Below are 18692 nucleotides of genomic sequence, written 5' to 3'. Positions count from 1 at the left end.
CAGAAAACCCCAATTAGGATTACTTTCAAAGTATAAACACACGCATATGAAACCTTCAATCAAACCTATGGTGCTGTTCTGCGCCAGTCTTTTATTGCTCAGTACGGAATGTTCTAATCAGGATGAGTCATGGTATGAATCTCGCTTTGGTTATGTCAACTTCAACCTGGGAGAATCTCCGGTAAAACCACCTCAGAGGCATGAATTATCGCTTTATGGATGTAATACAGAAGTAACCACCAGAGAGAGAGTATGGAATGGGGAAAAGAACCTGGAATGGGGAGTCGATAACCAGGTTTTTACCGATGTGCCTTATGGCTATCGAGAAGAGGAGGGCAGGCGCTACTTTGTTTCCAAGTATTATATGGCCTCGCCTCCCGTCATGGAAATGATGAATGGAGGTGAGAGCAGCAATGAGCAGGCCATTATAGGCCTGGTGATTCCAGATCGCTTTACCTTCTTCGGTGAAAAGCCGGTTCAGATTGTTAATCTCAATTATAACATCCTTCGGAAAGTCTACCTGAACTATGTAAATGTCGACTACTACTATAAGGTTGATAAAGACCAAATGTCTTGCGGAGATATGGGAGTAGATTTGATTCCTCTCAATATTCAATGCAAGGATTTTGAATGGTTGAATAAGTCGGAGACTGAACCCATTTTTGACGCACGTGGTGCTTCAGGTATCGGCAGACTGAGAAATGAAAAAGGTCAGAATCAGGTCTTTCTGCCTAGCTATCAGCCCAACGGGGAGGAATGTCTGGATTGTACCATCACCATTTTGGATGATATTCTCCTAAAGCATGAGGTTTTCTTCGTGATGGACGATGGCTATTCTAAAACCATTAGTCTGACAGACTTCTATCAGAAAAATGGCCAGAATAAGAGCATTCCCCTGGCCTGTGCTCCACGCTTTGAATTACCTGAAGGATGTAAGCCACCTAAGGATTAATTATTGGTCAGTTATAAACTGACTTCTCAGGCATCCTCGATACAATCGAGGATGAGTACGCAAGCTCAGGGTGAGGTTAATTCAATTTTTTTACCAAGCTGATGATTGATTACTTCTTCAACTCACCATCAACCAATCTCCAGATACCCAAAGGGTTTTCATCTTTAAGTGCTTCAGGCAGGGCGCTCTGGGGGAATCCCTGGTAACACACAGGTCGGGCAAAACGCTTGATGGCTGCCGTGCCTACTGAAGTGGTTTGTGGAGCCGTAGTGGCAGGGAACGGCCCGCCATGCACCATAGAGTGACATACTTCAACCCCGGTGGGGAAACTATTGAAGATAATACGTCCTACCTTTTGTTCAAGGATATCGATCAACTCGGCATACTCAGCAAGGTCTGCCTCTGTACCGAATAGGGTGGCAGTGAGGTGGCCTTCCAGATTTCGGGCAAAATTCAGAATGTCTTCTTTTCCGGATGAATTGACCAAGAGGGTAGAAGGTCCAAACACTTCATGTTGAAGACTGCTGTCTTTAATCACCTCTTCCAGACTGGTTTCGAAAATATGGCTTTGTACCTGATTGCCTTCGGCAGTGTTAGGCGAGCTGCCTATTGAGGAAACAGCTCCGTTTTCTTTCAACTGACTGACCCCATGTTCAAAGGCACTCTTGATGCCGGCCGATAGCATGGTGCCTCCTGCAGATTCCTGGTTGGCCTGGTTCAATATATTTTTAAAAGTGGTTGCTGATTCATGTTCGGGTAGTATAACCATTCCAGGATTGGTACAGAACTGTCCAACCCCCAAGGTGAATGAACCTGCCAGTCCTTTGGCTAACTCTTCAGTTTTTGCCTCAAGAGCCCCGGGCAGCATGAAAACCGGGTTAGTACTGCCCATTTCAGCATAAACAGGGATAGGCACGGCTCGTTGGTTGGCGGCATCAAAAAGTGCTTTTCCTCCCCGGTAAGATCCGGTGAAACCAATAGCTGTAATTCCGGGATGTTGTACCAGGGTCATCCCTACTTCAATTCCTGTGCCCTGAACGAGTGAGAAAATACCTTCCGGTAATCCATTCTTTTGGATGGCCTTGTTTATGGCATGGCCAACTAACTCAGAGGTTCCTGGATGTAATGGATGTCCTTTTACTACCACGGGACAACCGGCAGCCAGCGCAGAGGCTGTATCTCCTCCCGCTACTGAAAAGGCAAGGGGGAAGTTGCTGGCGCCAAACACACCTACCGGACCAAGGGCTACCTGCATTTGACGGATATCTGGCTTGGGAAGTGGTTGCCTGTCCGGAATGGCAGTGTCAATTCGGGCATCTACCCATGAGCCTTCTTTCACCACTTCAGCAAAAAGCTTCAGTTGATTCATGGTTCTGCCTCTTTCACCTTCCAGCCTTGGACGCGGTAAGGCTGTTTCAGCCATGCAGCGCTCAATGAGGGTATCTCCCAAAGCCAGAATTTCATCGGCAATATCTATGAGAAGTTGTGCCTTCCGGGCATTAGATACTTTTTTGAATAGTTGGAATGCTGCCTGAGCTTTTTCTACTGCTTCATGTACTTCGTTGCTGGTAGCTTCATGAAAGTTCACTTCCAGTTTTGATGCCTGGGCAGGATTGGCTGCCTGAAATGTTTCAGTGCCTTGAGCAGAGGTAGAAAATCCTATTAGCTGATGTCCGGTAATTTGAGTCATAGGTCAGGGTTTGAAAGCCTGAAACTACAAATTAGCCTTTCGGTCAACAAGAAGAATTATAAGAAGTCTGTTGCGTCAGTGGGCCAATCATTTTAAATTCAATTCAGGCCATAAAATTCGGGCTTCCAAAAAGTGGAGTCGTTTTTGTTCTGAACATTTCAAGAATACTAAAGTTGTTTTTTTGTCAACCACATTTTTAAACCAATGAAAAAACTATCAGTCTTTTTAATCATGTTAATGCTTAGTGCACCTGCTTTTGCGTCTACCGACCCGGGAGATAAAAAGGATAAGGAGCCGGCAAAAAATGAAGAAGTTGTTCCTTTTACTGCTGAAGAAGTCCGGGCCATTGAAGACCGTATTATGGAAATCAAGGAAATGGATCGATCTGAATTGAGCAGAGACGAGAAGAAGGAACTCAGAAAAGAGTTAAGAGAAATGAGAAGAGAAATCAGGGAGAGAGATGAACATCATCACCGTTCCGGAGGAATTTTCATTTCCACCGGAGCAATCATCGTGATTTTGCTTCTTATTATCATTCTATAGTCTAATAACAGTCACTAAAGGGGTTGGGAGCTTATCTTTTGGTAGGTGTTTCAACCCCTTTGTTATCCCACTTCACTACAAAAAACTTCAATGTAGTATCACCCGTATTAGTGAGCCCGTGCCAGTCCCAGGGCGCTGCATACATTACATCCCCGGCTTTCAAATCGGTTTCTTCCCCCTTCATACTCCAGGTGCCATTACCTTCTAAAATGTAAATGAATTCTTCCGCAGTGTGCTGATGCGGAGGATGTATCTGCTGTCCTGGTTTAATCTCCGCAACGGCTGTTAAAGTATTTTTCGTTCCGAAAGTTTCTGTGCCTTCTTCTGGTGTATAAACAATCAGTTTCCCCCAGTCTTCTGTCAGGTGTTCGGCCTCACTGCGACTTATGATCTGGCTATCTATTCCCTTGTCAAACAGAGAATGTCCTTTCCATCCTGCGAAAGCAGAGATGAGCATTAGGCTAAAAGTAAGCAGGGTAGATTTAGTATTGATGTTCATAAGCGCGTTTCAATTTCTGAATATCAATATCCGTGTGATTCTCAATTCTCACAAATAAATGAGGAGGAATTAAGTGGAGTGAAAGGCAGTTGACAGCCTACACCAATAATTTCCCATTCATTTTAAATATGTAGGGGTCGTCTAATTAAGAGGAGATTGATGTCTGATAAGGTGGTATATTAAGCCAAATCTTTAACCCAATATGAAAAGACTAATAAGCATTTGTCTGGCACTTTTTGTCAGTACGGCTGTTTTTGGACAGTCACAAATTCCTCACCCAAGAGAAACATTTGGTCATGAAGTAGGAGCCGATTACAAACTGGCAGACTATGATCAGATGCTGGAGTATTATGATAAACTGGCCGCTTCGACTGATCGCGTGAAGATGATAGAAATAGGTAAGTCCGTCATGGGTAGGCCAATCAAACTGGTTTTCATCTCCAGCGAAGAGAATATTGCTCAGCTGGAAAAGTGGAGAGAGATCAGTGAAAAGCTTTCGCGTGCCGAAATTACTATGGAGGAAGCCAGGGCCATGTCTAAAGAAGGAAAGGCCATTGTCTGGTTCGATGGTGGTATGCACGCCACGGAAAGGGCACACGCTCAAATGACTTCTGAACTCATGTGGAGGGTGGCCTCTGAAGAGTCAGAAGAAATGCAGAAAATCAGAGACAATGTCATTACCCTGGTTGTGCCTGTGATCAATCCTGATGGTCTTGATATTGTGGTTGACTGGTACCGCAAGACTTTGGGTACACCTTATGAAAGTTCAGGACCTCCCGTACTTTACCAGAAGTATGTTGGTCATGATAATAACCGTGACTGGTTTATGAACAATATGCCTGAGACCCGTGCCGTAACTACGGTACTGTACGATCAGTGGTATCCGCAAATTGTACACAACCACCACCAGACAGCTCCGCGATGGGCCATGATCTTTATTCCTCCCTTCAGAAGTCCTGTGAATCCTAAAATTCACCCCGGAGTTACGACAGGGGTTAACCTTGTAGGGACCGCCATGGCCAATAGATTCGCCATGAAGAAGATGCCGGGTGCCATTGCTACTACATCTTACAGCATGTTTTGGAATGGTGGAATGCGAACTGCACCATATTACCATAACCAGATTGGTATTTTAACAGAAACGGCTCAGCCAAGCCCAAGTCCTACAGAATATGATCCTGAGCAATTGCCTGACTTTGTGGGTGGAAAGCAGTCTAATTCAACAGAGATATTCTATCCATATCCATGGAAAGGCGGAACCCTGCACTTCAGGTCAGCCATTGACTATATGCTCGAAGCCTCTATGGCTGTACTTGACCTGGCAGCAGATAAGAAAGACGAGTTCCTCTTTAATATCTACAGCATGGGTAGAGATGCTATTGAAGATCAATCAGGTGCTTTTGCTTATGTGATCCCTAAAGATCAGTGGAATCCTAGTGAGGCCATTAACCTCACCAATATCCTCATGCAGGGCGGGGTTGAAGCCCATCAGGCAACAGCTGACTTTTCAGTGAATGGTAAGTCTTATGAGGCTGGCTCAATTATTTTCTACGGAGCACAGGCTTTCAGACCTTTCCTGGCCGATTTAATGGAAGAGCAGGTTTATCCTGATCAGTTCCGTTATCCTGGAGGTCCTCCAATGCCGCCATATGATTTGGCCGGATGGACATTGCCAATGCAAATGGGAGTTCAGGTTGACAGAGTGACTACTTCATTCAATGCCTCAGCTGAAGAAATTACTGAGAAACTTAAGCCAACTCCTGGTATGGTGAGCGGCACTGCTCGTTATGGCTATGCTTTCTCTAACCGCGACAACCTCAGTGCTAAAGCTATTAACAGATTGCAGAAGGAAGGCTATTCAGTAAGCATTCTGGGAGCCGATGAAGGCGATCTAAAAGCCGGTACAGTGGTGGTAAGGAGTAAAAGAGGTCTCGATGATGAGGTGAAAACCCTAAGCCAGGAACTTGGATTGAACTTTACCGGACTCAGATCTAAACCGACTTCTGAACTGGCTGAACTGAATCCGGTAAAGATTGGTATTTACAAATCATGGCAGGCCAATATGGATGAAGGCTGGAGCCGTTGGATGTTCGAGCAATTCGAATTTGATATCGATACCCTTCATAATGAGGAAATTCAAAGTGGTAACCTTTCACAGTACAGTGCGATCATTTTCCCTTCACAGAGCACCAGAGGTATCATGGAGGGTAATAGCGAGAGAAGAGCACCAGCAAGATTTGTAGGAGGTATTGGTGAAGAAGGAGTGAAGGCTCTGGATACTTATGCCAAGAGCGGAGGCTCAATCATCTTCTTCGATTCTTCGACCGAATTTGCCATTGAAAAATTTAACCTTCCGGTTAAAAACGTACTTTCTGGACTGAGTAGCAATGAGTTCTTTATTCCGGGTTCATTGATCAGAACCAATATTGATACATCTAATCCGCTGGCTTTTGGAATGATGCCGCAGGTGGCAGCCTCATTCGATAATAGTGGCGCTTTTGCCGTTGAAGAAGGAGCAGAAGGCATAGAGGAAATTGCCCGATATGCCGATGAAGACCTGTTAATGAGTGGATGGGCCCTGGGAGAAGAAGAACACCTGGCCGGTACATCTGCCATGTTGAATGCCGAGTACGGAGGTGGAAATCTGGTGTTGTTTGGTTTCAAACCACAGTTCAGAGGTCAACCGAGAGGTACTTATAAACTGATCTTTAATGCTATCTATCAGGGAGCAAGAAAGAATAAATTGAACAGAGGCAGATAGTTTCTAGCCTATAAAATCAAAAGCCGTGTAATGTGCCTTTGGGTTATGTTGCACGGCTTTTTTAGTACTGCTCATACCAGCCAAATTGTTTGTCGATAATAGAACTCTTATGACTGGCTATAAAATCCAGATAAGCCTTGGCGGCAGGGGAGTGCTTCTTGCTGGAGGGCCAGGTGAGCTGCCATTGCGAGGTTAAGGGAAAACCCGCAATAGGCATAATTTTCAAGTCCCCGTTTTTCAATTCATTGTTGATGCCGATCAGCGGCATAATGGAAAAGCCCAATCCGGCAATTACCGCCTGCTTTACCGCTTCATTCGAAGTGAGCTCCATCTTCTTTCTGATGACGATGTTCTTTTGTTGAAAGTATCTTTCCATGGTCTGACGGGTGCCGGAACCAGGCTCCCTGAAGATGAGGTCTACCTTTTTAAGATAACTCAGTGGTTGCCTGGCCTCCTTGAAGTTGGGATGAGAAGGGTTTCCTACCAAGAATAGCTTATTCGACATCAATTCAATAGAAGACAAAGGCATATTACCCGGTGGTACAGATACCAGTGAGAAGTCGACCAGGTTGTTTTCCAGACTTTCTACTACGGAAAACTTATTCGTTACGTCCATCTTCAACTCAACGCCTTGATGTTCCCTTAGAAAATCAGTTAGAAAGTAGGGCATAATGTACTTGCCTGTAGAGACAACAGATATGCTCAGTTTACCACTGATATGCCCTTTAAAGGACTGGATCTTCTGGTTGATCCCTTCCGCTTCATTGAGAATTCTTTCACTGGCCGAGGCAATTTCCTGCCCGAAGTCTGTGATGTATAATTTACGGCCCACCACTTCTGTCAAGGGTATTTCAAACTGGTCCTGAAGGTTTTTCAATTGTATAGAAACGGCTGGTTGGCTCAAATGAAGGGCCTCAGCTGCTTTGGTGATACTCTTTAGCTGACAGACAGTTAGAAAGACTTTCAGTTGGTGTAGAGTATAATTCATAAATTTTGTTTATGTATTTTATAATAAATATAAATGAAAATTTATTAAATCAATCGTACATCTTTGGGCTCAGGTTCACGAAAACAGTTTAGATGAGTTTAGAATTACTAATTGAAAACCTGACCAACCCCGCACTTCTCTTTTTCATTTTAGGGGTTCTTTCAGTCCAGTTTAAGAGCGATCTCGAAATCCCACCAACCTCATCCAAGTTTATCTCTCTTTACCTCTTGTTCTCCATTGGATTTAAAGGAGGACAGGAACTGGCTCATAGTGCCATTTCTATGGAGATTATTTCATCGGTGGTCTTCGCCATTTTTATGGCGGTATGCATACCCATTTATTGCTTCTTTATTCTGAAGAGAAAACTGTCTGTAGAGAACTCCGGAGCTGTAGCTGCGGCTTATGGTTCCATTAGTGCGGTAACTTTCATTACAGCCGTAGCCTTTCTGGAAATGCAGGCAATTGACTTTGGTGGCCATATGGTGGCCATTATGGCACTCATGGAAGCACCGGCCATTGTAGTGGGAGTAATTCTGGTAAGAAAATTCTCCAATGGCTCTACCAATGGCAGTTTGAAATCCATCATTGTGCATGCCTTTACCAATGGTAGTGTGCTGCTCATTTTAGGTAGTCTGGTCATTGGTTGGGTGGCCAGCGAAAAGCAGGCACAAGGTATTGAACCCTTCACTACCGACATATTTAAAGGCTTTCTGGCCATTTTCTTACTCGATATGGGAATTGCCAGTGGCAAGCGCTTAAAGTCGTTCTTCGAAAAGGGCTGGTTCACCACAGCCTTCGGTATATTGATGGCCCTGTTCAACGGTTGCCTGGTAGCTGTTTTATCTGGTCTGATAACTGCAGATACGGGTAATAGATTTATTCTCTCAGTACTAGCGGCCAGTGCCTCCTACATTGCTGTTCCGGCAGCCATGAAGATTGCTGTGCCTAAGGCCAGCCCGGGTATTTATTTACCAATGGCCCTGGCGGTTACATTCCCGGTCAACATCACCATAGGCTTACCTTTGTACTTGACCATCGTTCAGAACACTTTCTAAAAATCAAGGTTACTAAAGTCAATGAGAAAATATCAAAAGTGGTTGGTAATGCTGAGTGACACGGAAGATTACTCAGGTTTTTTGGACAACGTTTCTAAACTGGCTGATATCTTTCTACCCATTCAAATGCATGTGGTGCTTACCAATAGGAAGCCAGATTTACCCAGGCAGGTATTGAAAGATTTACCATTTCTCAGACACCCTGAATTACATGAGCAAAAGTCTCAACTGGAAGTTAGGTTAAAATCGGTTTTACACTCAGACCATTCTTATCAAGTCTCCGCTGTTGAAGAGCACTCACTCATGCAGATACTGGAGTATTGTAAGCAGGATAATACTGAGTTGATGATTCTTCAAAAAGCCTCGAGGGAAGCATTACCAATAAGAGCTCAAAAGTTGGTCAGGAAATCGCCATGCAGTGTCTTATTGCTTGAATCTAAATCACTGCAATTAAACCATATTCTGGCTCATCTTGATTTCTCCAACTACTCCGATCTGGCTATAGCTACAATTAAGGAATTGCAGGAACAAAGCCCTCTGACTAATTTCACTGTAGTTCATACTTTCAGAGATGCCTCGCGCTATATGGACAAGGTTTTTGAACGTGTCGATGAGGTCAATGAACTTTATGGTAAGAGCACATTAATTAATCAGAGATTGCAGGCTAATGCAGATTATGATTTAAATGATTACCTGGTAAAAGTAGGCCTCAAATCTGCCAGGAGCGAAGCAATGGCTTACTCTACTTTGGAGAAGCGAGCTTCAGACTTAATCAGATATGTCAATCAGGTATCTCCCGATTTGCTTATTGTTGGTTCAAAGGACAATGAGGTGTCTTCGGTAGACTTGTTGAGCTCTTTGACAGAAGGTCTCATGCAGACAAAGTTTTTCCCAACTACATTGATACAAAAGGAGAGAGGGGAAAATGAGGGTCTGTTAAAAACCCTCCTGAAGTTTTTATCTTAAGACTAGTCCATCCATTCAACGGTACCATCACTCAATTTGTAGTAGGCTGAAACGATTTCTACTCCACTGCCTTTGACAAGATCATTGAGTATTGGCTTGGAATCTTTGAGCTCTTCAGAAACAATCTGAGCATTGACTTTAATGGCATTGGTCAGTAGGTCGCCTGGCATTTTCTTGGCTACATAAACTGCTGGTTTGATTTTCTCTATAATAGATCCAATATGTCCACCCGGATCAGTATCTCCCAGGCTGGCATTAACAGCACCACAGCTTTCATGCCCCATCACTACCACGAGCTTGGAGTTCAGGTATTTCACCGCATACTCAATACTACCGATTACTTTGTCTTTCGCCACATTACCGGCTACTCTGATGACGAATAAGTCTCCTAAACCCTGGTCGAAAAGTAATTCAGGAACAACTCTGGAGTCTGCGCAGCTCAGAATGACAGCGAATGGGTGCTGAGATCCTGTGAGTTCACCACGTCTGTCAGGGTCTGTGTGAGGGTGCTTCAATTCACCTTTTACATACCTGATGTTTCCCTCTTTGAGTTGTTTTAATGCTTCTTGTGCAGTCATAAAAAAATGATTTTGATGGTTCTTAGTATATGGCTGAGACTGGCTCAGGGTTTCAATGATAAAGATATTTGTGATAACCGGAAAACTCTTTCAGAGGAATGGGCCACTGCAAGATTGACCTGTTCACCATGAGTTGGCCTGTTATTTTAGTTAAAATGACATCTTCCTTGGACCAAAGCTAAATTTGGTGTTCTAAAATCTGACTTCAGAAATCTAAAAACTATCTTTGCAGCCATGACTAAAACAGATTTCAAAAGACATACTGTTACAGCCGCTTTACCTTATGCCAATGGTCCTGTTCATATCGGTCATTTGGCAGGAGTATATGTGCCGGCTGATATTTACGTGCGTTATTTGCGTTCCAAAGGAGAAGATGTAGCCTTTATTTGTGGCTCCGATGAACACGGCATGGCCATTACCATGCGTGCCAGAAAGGAAAGAATCGACCCGCAACAAATCGTAGATAAGTATCACAACATGATCAAAGGTAGCTTCGATCAGTTGGGAATCTCTTTTGATATCTATTCCAGAACATCTAATGCAGTTCATCACGAAACCGCTCAGGAGTTTTTCAAGAAGCTTTACAATGACGGTAAGTTCGAAGAAAGAGTAAGTGAGCAGTACTTTGATGAAGAAGCCAAACAATTTCTGGCAGACCGATATATCACCGGAACCTGCCCTAAGTGTAGTCACCCTTCAGCCTATGGCGATCAGTGTGAGAATTGCGGCTCAAGTTTGAATCCTACAGATCTGATTAACCCCAAATCTACCCTGAGTGGAAATGCTCCTGTCCTGAAGGAAACCAAACATTGGTACCTGCCACTTCAGAATTATGAGAAATGGCTGACACAATGGATTGTTGAAGGTCATAAAAGTGATTGGAAGTCGAATGTCTGGGGGCAGTGTAAATCATGGATTGACGGAGGTCTTCAACCTCGGGCCATGACGCGCGACCTGGACTGGGGGATAAAGGTGCCGGTAAAAGGTGCTGAGGGCAAAGTGCTTTACGTCTGGTTCGATGCGCCAATCGGATATATTTCAGCTACTAAAGAGTGGGCCGATGAAAAGGGAACCGACTGGGCCCCTTACTGGAAAGATAAGGATACCAAGCTGGTACACTTTATCGGTAAGGATAATATCGTTTTCCACTGCATCATTTTTCCTGCCATTCTAAAGGCACATGGGGAGTATATTTTACCGGATAATGTGCCAGCCAACGAATTCCTCAATCTCGAAGGCGATAAAATCTCAACTTCAAGAAACTGGGCCGTCTGGCTGCATGAGTACCTTGAAGAATTACCGGGTAAACAGGATGTACTGCGTTATGCACTTTGTGCCAATGCCCCTGAAACAAAAGATAATGACTTTACCTGGAAGGATTTTCAGGCCAGAAACAACAGTGAACTGGTAGCCATTTTAGGTAATTTTGTCAACCGGGCTGTTGTACTGACGCATAAATACTTCGATGGCAAAGTACCTGAAAGGGGAGAACTCTTCGATATAGATTCTGAAGTACTCAATGCTTTAGGTCAGGTACCAGGAAAGGTAGGAGCCGCTATTGAAAGATACCGATTCAGAGAGGCACTGGCAGAAATGATGGACCTGGCCAGAATCGGTAATAAGTACCTGGCTGATACCGAACCCTGGAAGCTGATCAAAACAGATGAGGCCAGAGTAAAGACTATTCTGAATATCGCCCTTCAACTGGTGGCCAACTTATCGATTGTGGCAGAACCTTTTATTCCGTTCAGTACAGCAAAGCTAAGAGACTTCCTTAACCTGGGAGAATTGAACTGGTCTGATGCAGGGTCCGATGAATTGTTAAGTGCAGGAGATCAACTGGAAAAGGCACAACTGTTATTCGAGAAAATAGAAGACAGCACAATAGAAGAACAAATTCAAAAGCTGGAAAACACTAAGAAGCAAAATCAAATGGAGAACAAAGAAGTAGAAGTAGCACCGCTTAAAGACACTATAGTATTCGATGATTTCATGAAGCTGGACCTGAGAATAGGGACAATCGTGGAAGCAAAGAAAGTGGAGAAATCGAATAAGCTGCTTCAGTTTCTGGTAGATACAGGTATTGATCAAAGAACTATCCTGAGCGGTATAGCCAAGCACTATACGCCAGAAGAAATGATCGGTAAGCAAGTAACTATTGTGGCTAACCTTGCTCCAAGGCCTATGATGGGTACGGTGTCGGAAGGTATGATTCTGATGGCTGAAGATGCTGAAGGCAATCTCAGATTAATTCAACCAAACGAGAACGTTAACCCAGGTTCGACCGTTAGTTAAGGTAGGGTTGTCGTTTTTTACCATCAATCCCCACAGCGGAAACTTAGGTCGATACTGATGCGGATTGCACAATAGTCCTCCCTTAGAGGTAGTGCCTGAAAGGTGGAAGAAGATACATAGAACTAAATCTATTGGCATGAAAATCAATGCTCAACGTTTACTGGAAAACCTCGATCGCTATGCACAGATAGGGAAGATGGGAGAAACAGGCGTTGAGCGGATAGCCCTTTCCAAAGAAGACCAACAAGCCCGTGATTTACTGAAGTCTCAGATGATCGAAGCAGGACTGGATGTTCATGTCGATCGGATGGGCAATATGATTGGAATCAGAAAGGGCAAACAAGACGACAAGCCTGTCGCTTTTGGCTCTCACCTGGACACTGTTTATGCTGGAGGAAGATTTGACGGAGTCCTGGGTGTATTAGCAGGTCTGGAACTTATTCAGACCCTGAATGATAACCAGATAGAGACCGACAAGCCATTAGCCCTCATTAACTTTACTAATGAAGAAGGAGTGAGGTTTGCCCCTGATATGATGGGTAGTCATGTCTATGCCGGTATGGCTGACCTGGCAGAAATTCTCAAGTCTCCGGCCTATGATAATGCCAATGAAAGTGTCGGTAGCTGTCTTGAGGCAATTGGATATGCCGGTGAAATGGATCCCGGTGCTATTCAATTTGATGCTTATTACGAATTGCATATCGAACAGGGACCAGTGCTTGAATTAGAGCAAATAGATATTGGTGTAGTAGAACAGGTGCAGGGTATTTACTGGACACGCTACACCGTTAAGGGTGAAGCGAATCATGCCGGTACAACTCCCGTGTACTATCGCAAGGACGCTGGCTTTACAGCCGCCAAACTTCAGCAATATATCGGTGAGTATTGCAGGAAGAAAGAAGGTTCAGTCCTTACAACAATTGGCTCTATTAAATTTTCACCTGATGCCATCAATATAGTTCCGGACTCGGCCATGTTTACTTTAGATGTGCGCAGTACAAATGAGACGCTTCTGAAGAAGGCCCAGCTTGAAATAGACGAATTCATAACAGAAACGGTTGAGGGTGATGGCCTGAGCTTTGAAAGAGAAGAAATGGTTCGGTTTAGCCCGGTTCGTTTCCCTTTGGTCATGACTGATAGTGTTCAGACCGCTACCAAGTCCCTTAGACTTACCTATAAAAGAATGCCAAGTGGTGCCGGTCACGATGCACAAATGATGGCCCATCACTGCCCGTCTACCATGATCTTTATTCCCAGTGTCAGAGGAATCAGCCATAACATAGCAGAGTACTCGCATGACCGCGATGTGGAGAATGGAGCTAATGTGTTGCTCCAGGCTGTCATTGGTAGATCAGGAATCAGTTAATTGGAAATCAGAAATCAGTTAGTGGATGTATGAGATTTCTTATTACTCTTTTCTATCACTGAATATAAACCTGAGCCCTTTATAAACCCCAATCAGCGGAATGGTACGGTGACTTTCGTCTTCAAAGTATTCTATCCCGATATTAGCTTTATTGTTGGACACTGTTCTGATCAATTGAACAAGGTTCTCATGCCTTTTTTGATTTCTTTCATATCCTCTTTCTCCCTGGTTAGCCGTAGCGAGGTAGAGTGGTTTCTGCCATGAAGCAGGTTGGATGGAGTCTGCTTTTTGCTGCATGGTTTGTGGGTCCCACCAGACACTAGGATCTATGGCAATGAAACTGTCAAACAGACTTTCTTTACTCATATAGGCATTCAGCGTAAGTAAGCCTCCCAGCGAGTGCCCAATAAGCGTTCGATTCGATTCAGTTCTGTAACGATTATCTATATAAGGAATAAGCTCGGTTTCAATAAAGGCCAGAAAATTCCTTCCACCACCCATCGTGTTGGCTCTTTTTGTCTGAAGCTTGGTTACGGTAAAATCTCTTTCTCGATCAACATTTTCAATGGCTACCACAATGGCTTCCGGCATCAGGTAGTTTCGGTTAACATCGGAGCTTAACAAATGGACAGTCGATACTGTCGTTTTAAAGTGAGTATAACCATCGAGTAGAACAATAATCGGATAGCTCTTTTGAGGGCTGTCAGCATATGAGTCAGGTAGACTGATCAGACAATGACGTTCCTCATTCAGTATTGCTGATTCAATACTGAACCGACTGCCTGACAGGCTTTCATTTTCCTGACTGAAAAGACATTGCGCAAAGAGAAAGAGTATAATGCTCAATAGGAGAGAGGACTTCTTCATAGGTGGCTTACTTATTGAACTTCTCAGTTTTCTCAGTACCAATTACATCTGCATCTCTGCGGGTATGAATCCGCATATTGATTACTGTCTCGGGACTAAGGGAGTTCACTTTGTGATATAGTAGATCTACCAACTGCATAATGTCCTTGTATTCGCCTTCCAGCACAGTTTCAAAGGGTGTTACGGTGTAGTCTATACCGGAACCTTGAATCATTCTGATACACTCATCTATGATTGGAAAGCCTTCTTCTCTTGCCAGAATAGGTGCTATTTGTATGCCCAGGTTGATTTTCATAGGGTAGTTTGTTTTGAGGTGATAGGAGTTTAGTCATTGAATTCAGTCATGGTACGACTAATGCCTATGGTGCAGAAGCCGAAAATCATGTCGATAGCTTTATCCATGACAAAGGGAAGTTCATCGAACTCCTGTTTGGTGAATTTGCTTAAGACATAGTCTACCTGTCTGCCCTTTGCGAAATCATCACCAATACCGAATTTAAGTCTTGGATAGTTTTGGCCACCTGTCAGGTCTTCGATGTTCTTCAGGCCATTGTGACCCGCACTTGAGCCTTTCGCTCTCATTCTAAGCTTGCCAAATGGGATAGCGATGTCGTCAACGATGACCAGGCAGTTTTCTTTGGGAACATTCAGTTCAGTCATCCAGTGGCGCATGGCTTTACCACTCAGGTTCATGTAAGTGGTAGGCTTAATCAGGTGAATAGTTCTTCCTTTGTGCTTGATTTCTGTATGATAGGCCAGTCTTGACATTTCGAATGTGGCACCTTTCTGGTCTGCCAGTCGATCTAAGGTCAGGAAACCTATGTTGTGCCGTGTGAGCTCATATTCAGGGCCAATGTTGCCAAGTCCGATGATTAGGTATTTCATGGTTCTTCTTTCGATGTCAAAATTAGAAAACTGTACTAATTTTTACCCGAGCAGAGCTTTTAAGTTTGAAGTTTTGGCTCAGGCCTTTGGTCTGCCGTTTCTTTTCATCCCGATTGAGCGAGGGGTTTGTCTCTATTAATATATCAGACATAGGTATAACTAATCAGATCAGGCAGATACTTCGGCTACGCCTCAGCATGGAAAGATTTTGGCTTTTTAGGTTCCCTCTTTTCATCCCGAGTGGGTGAGGGGTCAGCTTCAATAAGCTTAACAGATGAAAGTAGGTTTGGTATGGATAGATGCTTCGGTAAGGCTTCAGTATAGAAAAGTTAGTGCAAACCAGAGCTTAAAACAGGAAACGGCCTGAAACAAAAAAATCCTGCCCATTACTGAGCAGGATTGTCTTTTAAAGCTTTGATCTGAATTATTCAGCAGCTGCTTCTTCGCCACCTTCTTCGCCTTCAGCTTCTGCTTCAGCAGCTTCAAGTTCTTCAGCAGTTTTACCTCTGAGTGCTCTTGGAATAGCTACGTTCACAACTGTTACGATTGGGCTTGTAAGGAATTCGAAGTTTTCAGTTGGCAATTCACCAACTTTGATGGCTTTACCGATTCTCAGGTTAGTTACATCAATTTCGATTACCTCAGGCATATCTTTTGGCAAGGCTTTCACCGCCAATCTTGGGTTCTTAACGATCAATGTACCACCGTTTTTCACACCAATAGCATTACCAGTTGCTTTTACAGGAATGTTCATTTTGATTGGTTTTCCTGTGAACAGTTGCAACAAGTCAACGTGAAGCAATGCTTCACTTACCGGATGCCATTGAGTTTCCTGAACGATAGCTCTGTACTCAGTACCCTCGATGTTCAACTTGATAAAACAAGCTTCAGGAGTGTAAAGTACCGGACGGAATTGAATAGCCGGAGCATAGAAATGCACTTGCTCATCACCACCATACAATACACCAGGAACATTACCTTCTGCTCTTAGCTTGTTAGATTCAGATTTTCCGAGATTTGCTCTTTTAAACCCTATAACCTCTACTTCTCTCATTTTATATAATTGTTAAATAAATAATTGACTAATTGAACCGTCTGTTGTGATGTTCTTAATGGCCTTAGCAAAAAGCTCAGCTACTGTCAACACACGGATTTTTGAAGATTCCTGCGCCAATGGAATAGTGTCTGCCACTACCAACTCATCAAGCACAGAGTTTTCAATATTTTCGTAAGCCTTACCTGAAAGTACAGGGTGAGTACATACGGCTCTTACCGATGCAGCACCTTCTTCCATAATAATCTTGGCTGCTTTACAAAGCGTGCCTCCTGTATCAACCAGGTCATCAACCAATACTACGTTTTTACCTTCTACATTACCGATAATTCTCATTTCGGCAACTTCATTAGGTCTTTTACGATGCTTGTCGATTACTACCATCTCAGCATTGAAGTGCTGGGCATATTCTCTGGTTCTTTTAACCCCGCCAACATCAGGAGAAGCAAATAACAGGTTGTCAAGATTAAGGCTTCGCAGGTATGGTACGAAGATGGCAGAACCATCGAGGTGATCTACAGGGATATCGAAGAATCCCTGAATCTGTCCTGCGTGTAAGTCGCAAGTCATGATACGATCTGCACCGGCTGCAGTAAGAATGTTAGCTACCAGTTTGGCACCAATAGCAATTCTTGGTTTGTCTTTTCTGTCCTGACGGGCATAGCCAAAATAGGGCATAACGGCAATCACCTTATATGCACTGGCTCTCTTGGCTGCGTCAATCATCAGGCATAGCTCCAGCAGATTCTCTGCAGGGGCCATAGTTGATTGAATCAGGAAAACATTGGCGCCACGAATGGATTCAGTGAAGTAAGGAGCCATTTCTCCGTCAGAGAATTTCTGAAGTTTGATACCGCCTAAACCCTGTCCGAAGAATTCTCCGATCTTCTTTCCAAGGTCTGCTGAACCATTTCCTGCAAAAATTTTGTGCTCTCTGTTTGTATTAGTCACTGCGCCAAATTTTGAGCTGCAAAGGTATGAATTTAATCAATAAATCGAAGCAGCTGGTTGATAATTTGTTCCTCACACTCAGCCTCTAAAGTTTTGAATGTAGCCAAAGTTACAAATGTCAAGGCTGAAAGCGGTAGCTTTGTGAGCAAACCATCGGAAATATGGAAAAATTAGAGTTGAGCAGAACTGATGAATTGGCTGTAGAAAGGACCCGTCTGGCTAATGAAAGGACATTTCTGGCCTATTTCCGTACTTTTATTGTCTTCCTCAGTTCAGGCTTTGCCATATTAAAAATCAGTGCTCTGGAAGAAATTATGACGGTGGGTTACATGCTGCTAATAGTAGCCCCGCTCATGTTCATAATCGGTCTGATTCGGTTCCTCTATGTGAGAAAGCAGATCAGAAAGCATTACTACACCAGGTCTTGATTACTCAAAGTCCCGGATAATACCCTTGGGCATAATTTCAGTATTCATAATCTCCGAGAAAGGCCTTCTGTCTTTGAACTGGCCGTGATTGTGGTAAATGCCACTCATAGATTGCAATTCTTCCATTTCTTCATTGTAGTAATCTACCGAGTCAGCAAAATTGAGTGATTTGGGATTGATACGACCGGTATTAATGGCGTTCCCCAGTCTGTTCTTACAACGGCAGGGATTAGCAGGATTGTAAACCCCACAGTTACTATCCAGAAAGTTCCTGATCTGAGACCTTGAGATTTGTAGCCTCTTGCGGAAAGTCGCGGAATTGGTAGATGTAATCTCCGCGGCTTCATCGCTTTTTATTTTAAAGATACTGCCCAGGATAAAAGCAATGCGTTGATCTCTGTTCAGGCACTGCAACATGGCCAGGGTACAACCTGATTTCATTTCCTTTTCCAATAACCCGGAGTCTGCCTGAGTCTGATCTGCTATGATACCTGTGGTTTTCAGGTCTTCTGCGAACACCTGAAAGGTTCTCAGGTTTTTTTCCAGCCGGGATTCCTTCTGATTAAGCAGATGGTTGGTGGCAATGCGATAGACCCAGGTTTCAAATTTACTTCTGTATTCAAATTTCCCCAGCTGTGTGAGTACACGGATCAGTATTTCCTGCGTGGCATCCTCAGCATCTGCTCTTTGCCAAAGAAAGCGCAGGCTTAGGTTGAATATTAATGGCTGAATGGTGTTGACTATTGATTCGAGACTTCGTTTGTCTCCTTCAAGCGCTTTTTGAATGGTTTCTGGTGTTAGCATGAGTTAAGGA

Annotated in this window: 18 protein-coding genes; 8 read left to right on the top strand and 10 right to left on the bottom strand. The window is 43.7% G+C overall.

Annotated features, from left to right (window positions below):
* The first annotated feature begins 46 nt into the window (after window positions 1–46).
* Window positions 47–952, top strand: coding sequence for a hypothetical protein (locus ACOOEY_RS02350; RefSeq protein WP_420387066.1), 906 nt, complete (start codon window positions 47–49; stop codon window positions 950–952).
* Between the two features lie 109 nt (window positions 953–1061).
* Here the strand turns inward: ACOOEY_RS02350 and ACOOEY_RS02345 are convergent, their stop codons facing one another.
* Window positions 1062–2642: an aldehyde dehydrogenase (NADP(+)) gene (locus ACOOEY_RS02345; RefSeq protein WP_420387065.1), complete on the bottom strand. Its 1581-nt coding sequence runs from the start codon at window positions 2640–2642 to the stop codon at window positions 1062–1064.
* A 204-nt stretch (window positions 2643–2846) separates the two neighbouring features.
* On the opposite strand from ACOOEY_RS02345, the gene ACOOEY_RS02340 reads away from it, so the two are divergent.
* The gene (locus ACOOEY_RS02340) at window positions 2847–3185 is read left to right on the top strand and encodes a hypothetical protein (RefSeq protein ID WP_420387064.1); all 339 of its coding nucleotides are present in this window, start codon (window positions 2847–2849) and stop codon (window positions 3183–3185) included.
* 31 nt (window positions 3186–3216) lie between these two features.
* On the opposite strand, the gene ACOOEY_RS02335 is transcribed toward ACOOEY_RS02340, so the two are convergent.
* Window positions 3217–3684, bottom strand: coding sequence for a cupin domain-containing protein (locus ACOOEY_RS02335; RefSeq protein ID WP_420387063.1), 468 nt, complete (start codon window positions 3682–3684; stop codon window positions 3217–3219).
* Between the two features lie 202 nt (window positions 3685–3886).
* On the opposite strand from ACOOEY_RS02335, the gene ACOOEY_RS02330 reads away from it, so the two are divergent.
* Entirely contained in the window at window positions 3887–6445 is a 2559-nt protein-coding gene (locus ACOOEY_RS02330) for a M14 family metallopeptidase (RefSeq protein WP_420387062.1), read from the top strand.
* Between the two features lie 61 nt (window positions 6446–6506).
* Here ACOOEY_RS02330 and ACOOEY_RS02325 read toward each other — a convergent pair whose 3' ends face one another.
* Window positions 6507–7433 carry a LysR family transcriptional regulator gene (locus tag ACOOEY_RS02325; RefSeq protein ID WP_420387061.1) on the bottom strand — a complete coding sequence of 309 codons (927 nt, stop codon included), beginning with the start codon at window positions 7431–7433 and terminating at the stop codon, window positions 6507–6509.
* Window positions 7434–7525: 92 nt separating this feature from the next.
* On the opposite strand from ACOOEY_RS02325, the gene ACOOEY_RS02320 reads away from it, so the two are divergent.
* Both ACOOEY_RS02320 and ACOOEY_RS02315 read left to right on the top strand, forming a co-directional pair.
* Entirely contained in the window at window positions 7526–8488 is a 963-nt protein-coding gene (locus ACOOEY_RS02320; RefSeq protein WP_420387060.1) for a sodium-dependent bicarbonate transport family permease, read from the top strand.
* A gap of 21 nt (window positions 8489–8509) precedes the next feature.
* A complete protein-coding gene (locus ACOOEY_RS02315; protein ID WP_420387059.1) occupies window positions 8510–9454 on the top strand; it encodes a hypothetical protein in 945 nt (314 codons plus the stop codon).
* Between the two features lie 2 nt (window positions 9455–9456).
* Here the strand turns inward: ACOOEY_RS02315 and ACOOEY_RS02310 are convergent, their stop codons facing one another.
* On the bottom strand, window positions 9457–10032 hold the full coding sequence (locus ACOOEY_RS02310) for a carbonic anhydrase (RefSeq protein WP_420387058.1): 576 nt from the start codon (window positions 10030–10032) through the stop codon (window positions 9457–9459).
* A gap of 234 nt (window positions 10033–10266) precedes the next feature.
* On the opposite strand from ACOOEY_RS02310, the gene metG reads away from it, so the two are divergent.
* Together metG and ACOOEY_RS02300 are read left to right on the top strand one after the other, a co-directional pair.
* On the top strand, window positions 10267–12327 hold the full coding sequence (gene metG / locus ACOOEY_RS02305; RefSeq protein ID WP_420387057.1) for a methionine--tRNA ligase: 2061 nt from the start codon (window positions 10267–10269) through the stop codon (window positions 12325–12327).
* Window positions 12328–12463: 136 nt separating this feature from the next.
* The gene (locus ACOOEY_RS02300; protein ID WP_420387056.1) at window positions 12464–13693 is read left to right on the top strand and encodes a M20 family metallo-hydrolase; all 1230 of its coding nucleotides are present in this window, start codon (window positions 12464–12466) and stop codon (window positions 13691–13693) included.
* 42 nt (window positions 13694–13735) lie between these two features.
* On the opposite strand, the gene ACOOEY_RS02295 is transcribed toward ACOOEY_RS02300, so the two are convergent.
* The 5 genes from ACOOEY_RS02295 to ACOOEY_RS02275 form a co-directional block, all read right to left on the bottom strand.
* Complete coding sequence (locus ACOOEY_RS02295) at window positions 13736–14560, bottom strand: alpha/beta hydrolase (RefSeq protein WP_420387055.1); 825 nt, start codon at window positions 14558–14560, stop codon at window positions 13736–13738.
* Window positions 14561–14567: 7 nt separating this feature from the next.
* A complete protein-coding gene (locus ACOOEY_RS02290) occupies window positions 14568–14855 on the bottom strand; it encodes a thiamine-binding protein (protein ID WP_420387054.1) in 288 nt (95 codons plus the stop codon).
* A 29-nt stretch (window positions 14856–14884) separates the two neighbouring features.
* Window positions 14885–15445: an aminoacyl-tRNA hydrolase gene (gene pth, locus ACOOEY_RS02285; RefSeq protein ID WP_420387053.1), complete on the bottom strand. Its 561-nt coding sequence runs from the start codon at window positions 15443–15445 to the stop codon at window positions 14885–14887.
* A 424-nt stretch (window positions 15446–15869) separates the two neighbouring features.
* Window positions 15870–16499 carry a 50S ribosomal protein L25/general stress protein Ctc gene (locus tag ACOOEY_RS02280; protein ID WP_420387052.1) on the bottom strand — a complete coding sequence of 210 codons (630 nt, stop codon included), beginning with the start codon at window positions 16497–16499 and terminating at the stop codon, window positions 15870–15872.
* Window positions 16500–16511: 12 nt separating this feature from the next.
* Window positions 16512–17450 (bottom strand): ribose-phosphate pyrophosphokinase, encoded by a 939-nt coding sequence (locus tag ACOOEY_RS02275; protein ID WP_420387051.1) that lies wholly within the window; start codon window positions 17448–17450, stop codon window positions 16512–16514.
* Between the two features lie 161 nt (window positions 17451–17611).
* Here ACOOEY_RS02275 and ACOOEY_RS02270 point away from each other — a divergent pair, with 161 nt between their 5' ends.
* Entirely contained in the window at window positions 17612–17878 is a 267-nt protein-coding gene (locus ACOOEY_RS02270) for a DUF202 domain-containing protein (protein ID WP_420387050.1), read from the top strand.
* Here the strand turns inward: ACOOEY_RS02270 and ACOOEY_RS02265 are convergent, their stop codons facing one another.
* On the bottom strand, window positions 17879–18682 hold the full coding sequence (locus tag ACOOEY_RS02265) for an RNA polymerase sigma factor (protein ID WP_420387049.1): 804 nt from the start codon (window positions 18680–18682) through the stop codon (window positions 17879–17881).
* Window positions 18683–18692: the final 10 nt, after the last annotated feature.

The organism is Roseivirga sp. (assembly GCF_965216855.1).
Taxonomy (GTDB): domain Bacteria; phylum Bacteroidota; class Bacteroidia; order Cytophagales; family Cyclobacteriaceae; genus Roseivirga.
Note: the sequence above shows the minus strand (reverse complement) of the source record. Positions and strands in the feature narration are given on the sequence as shown.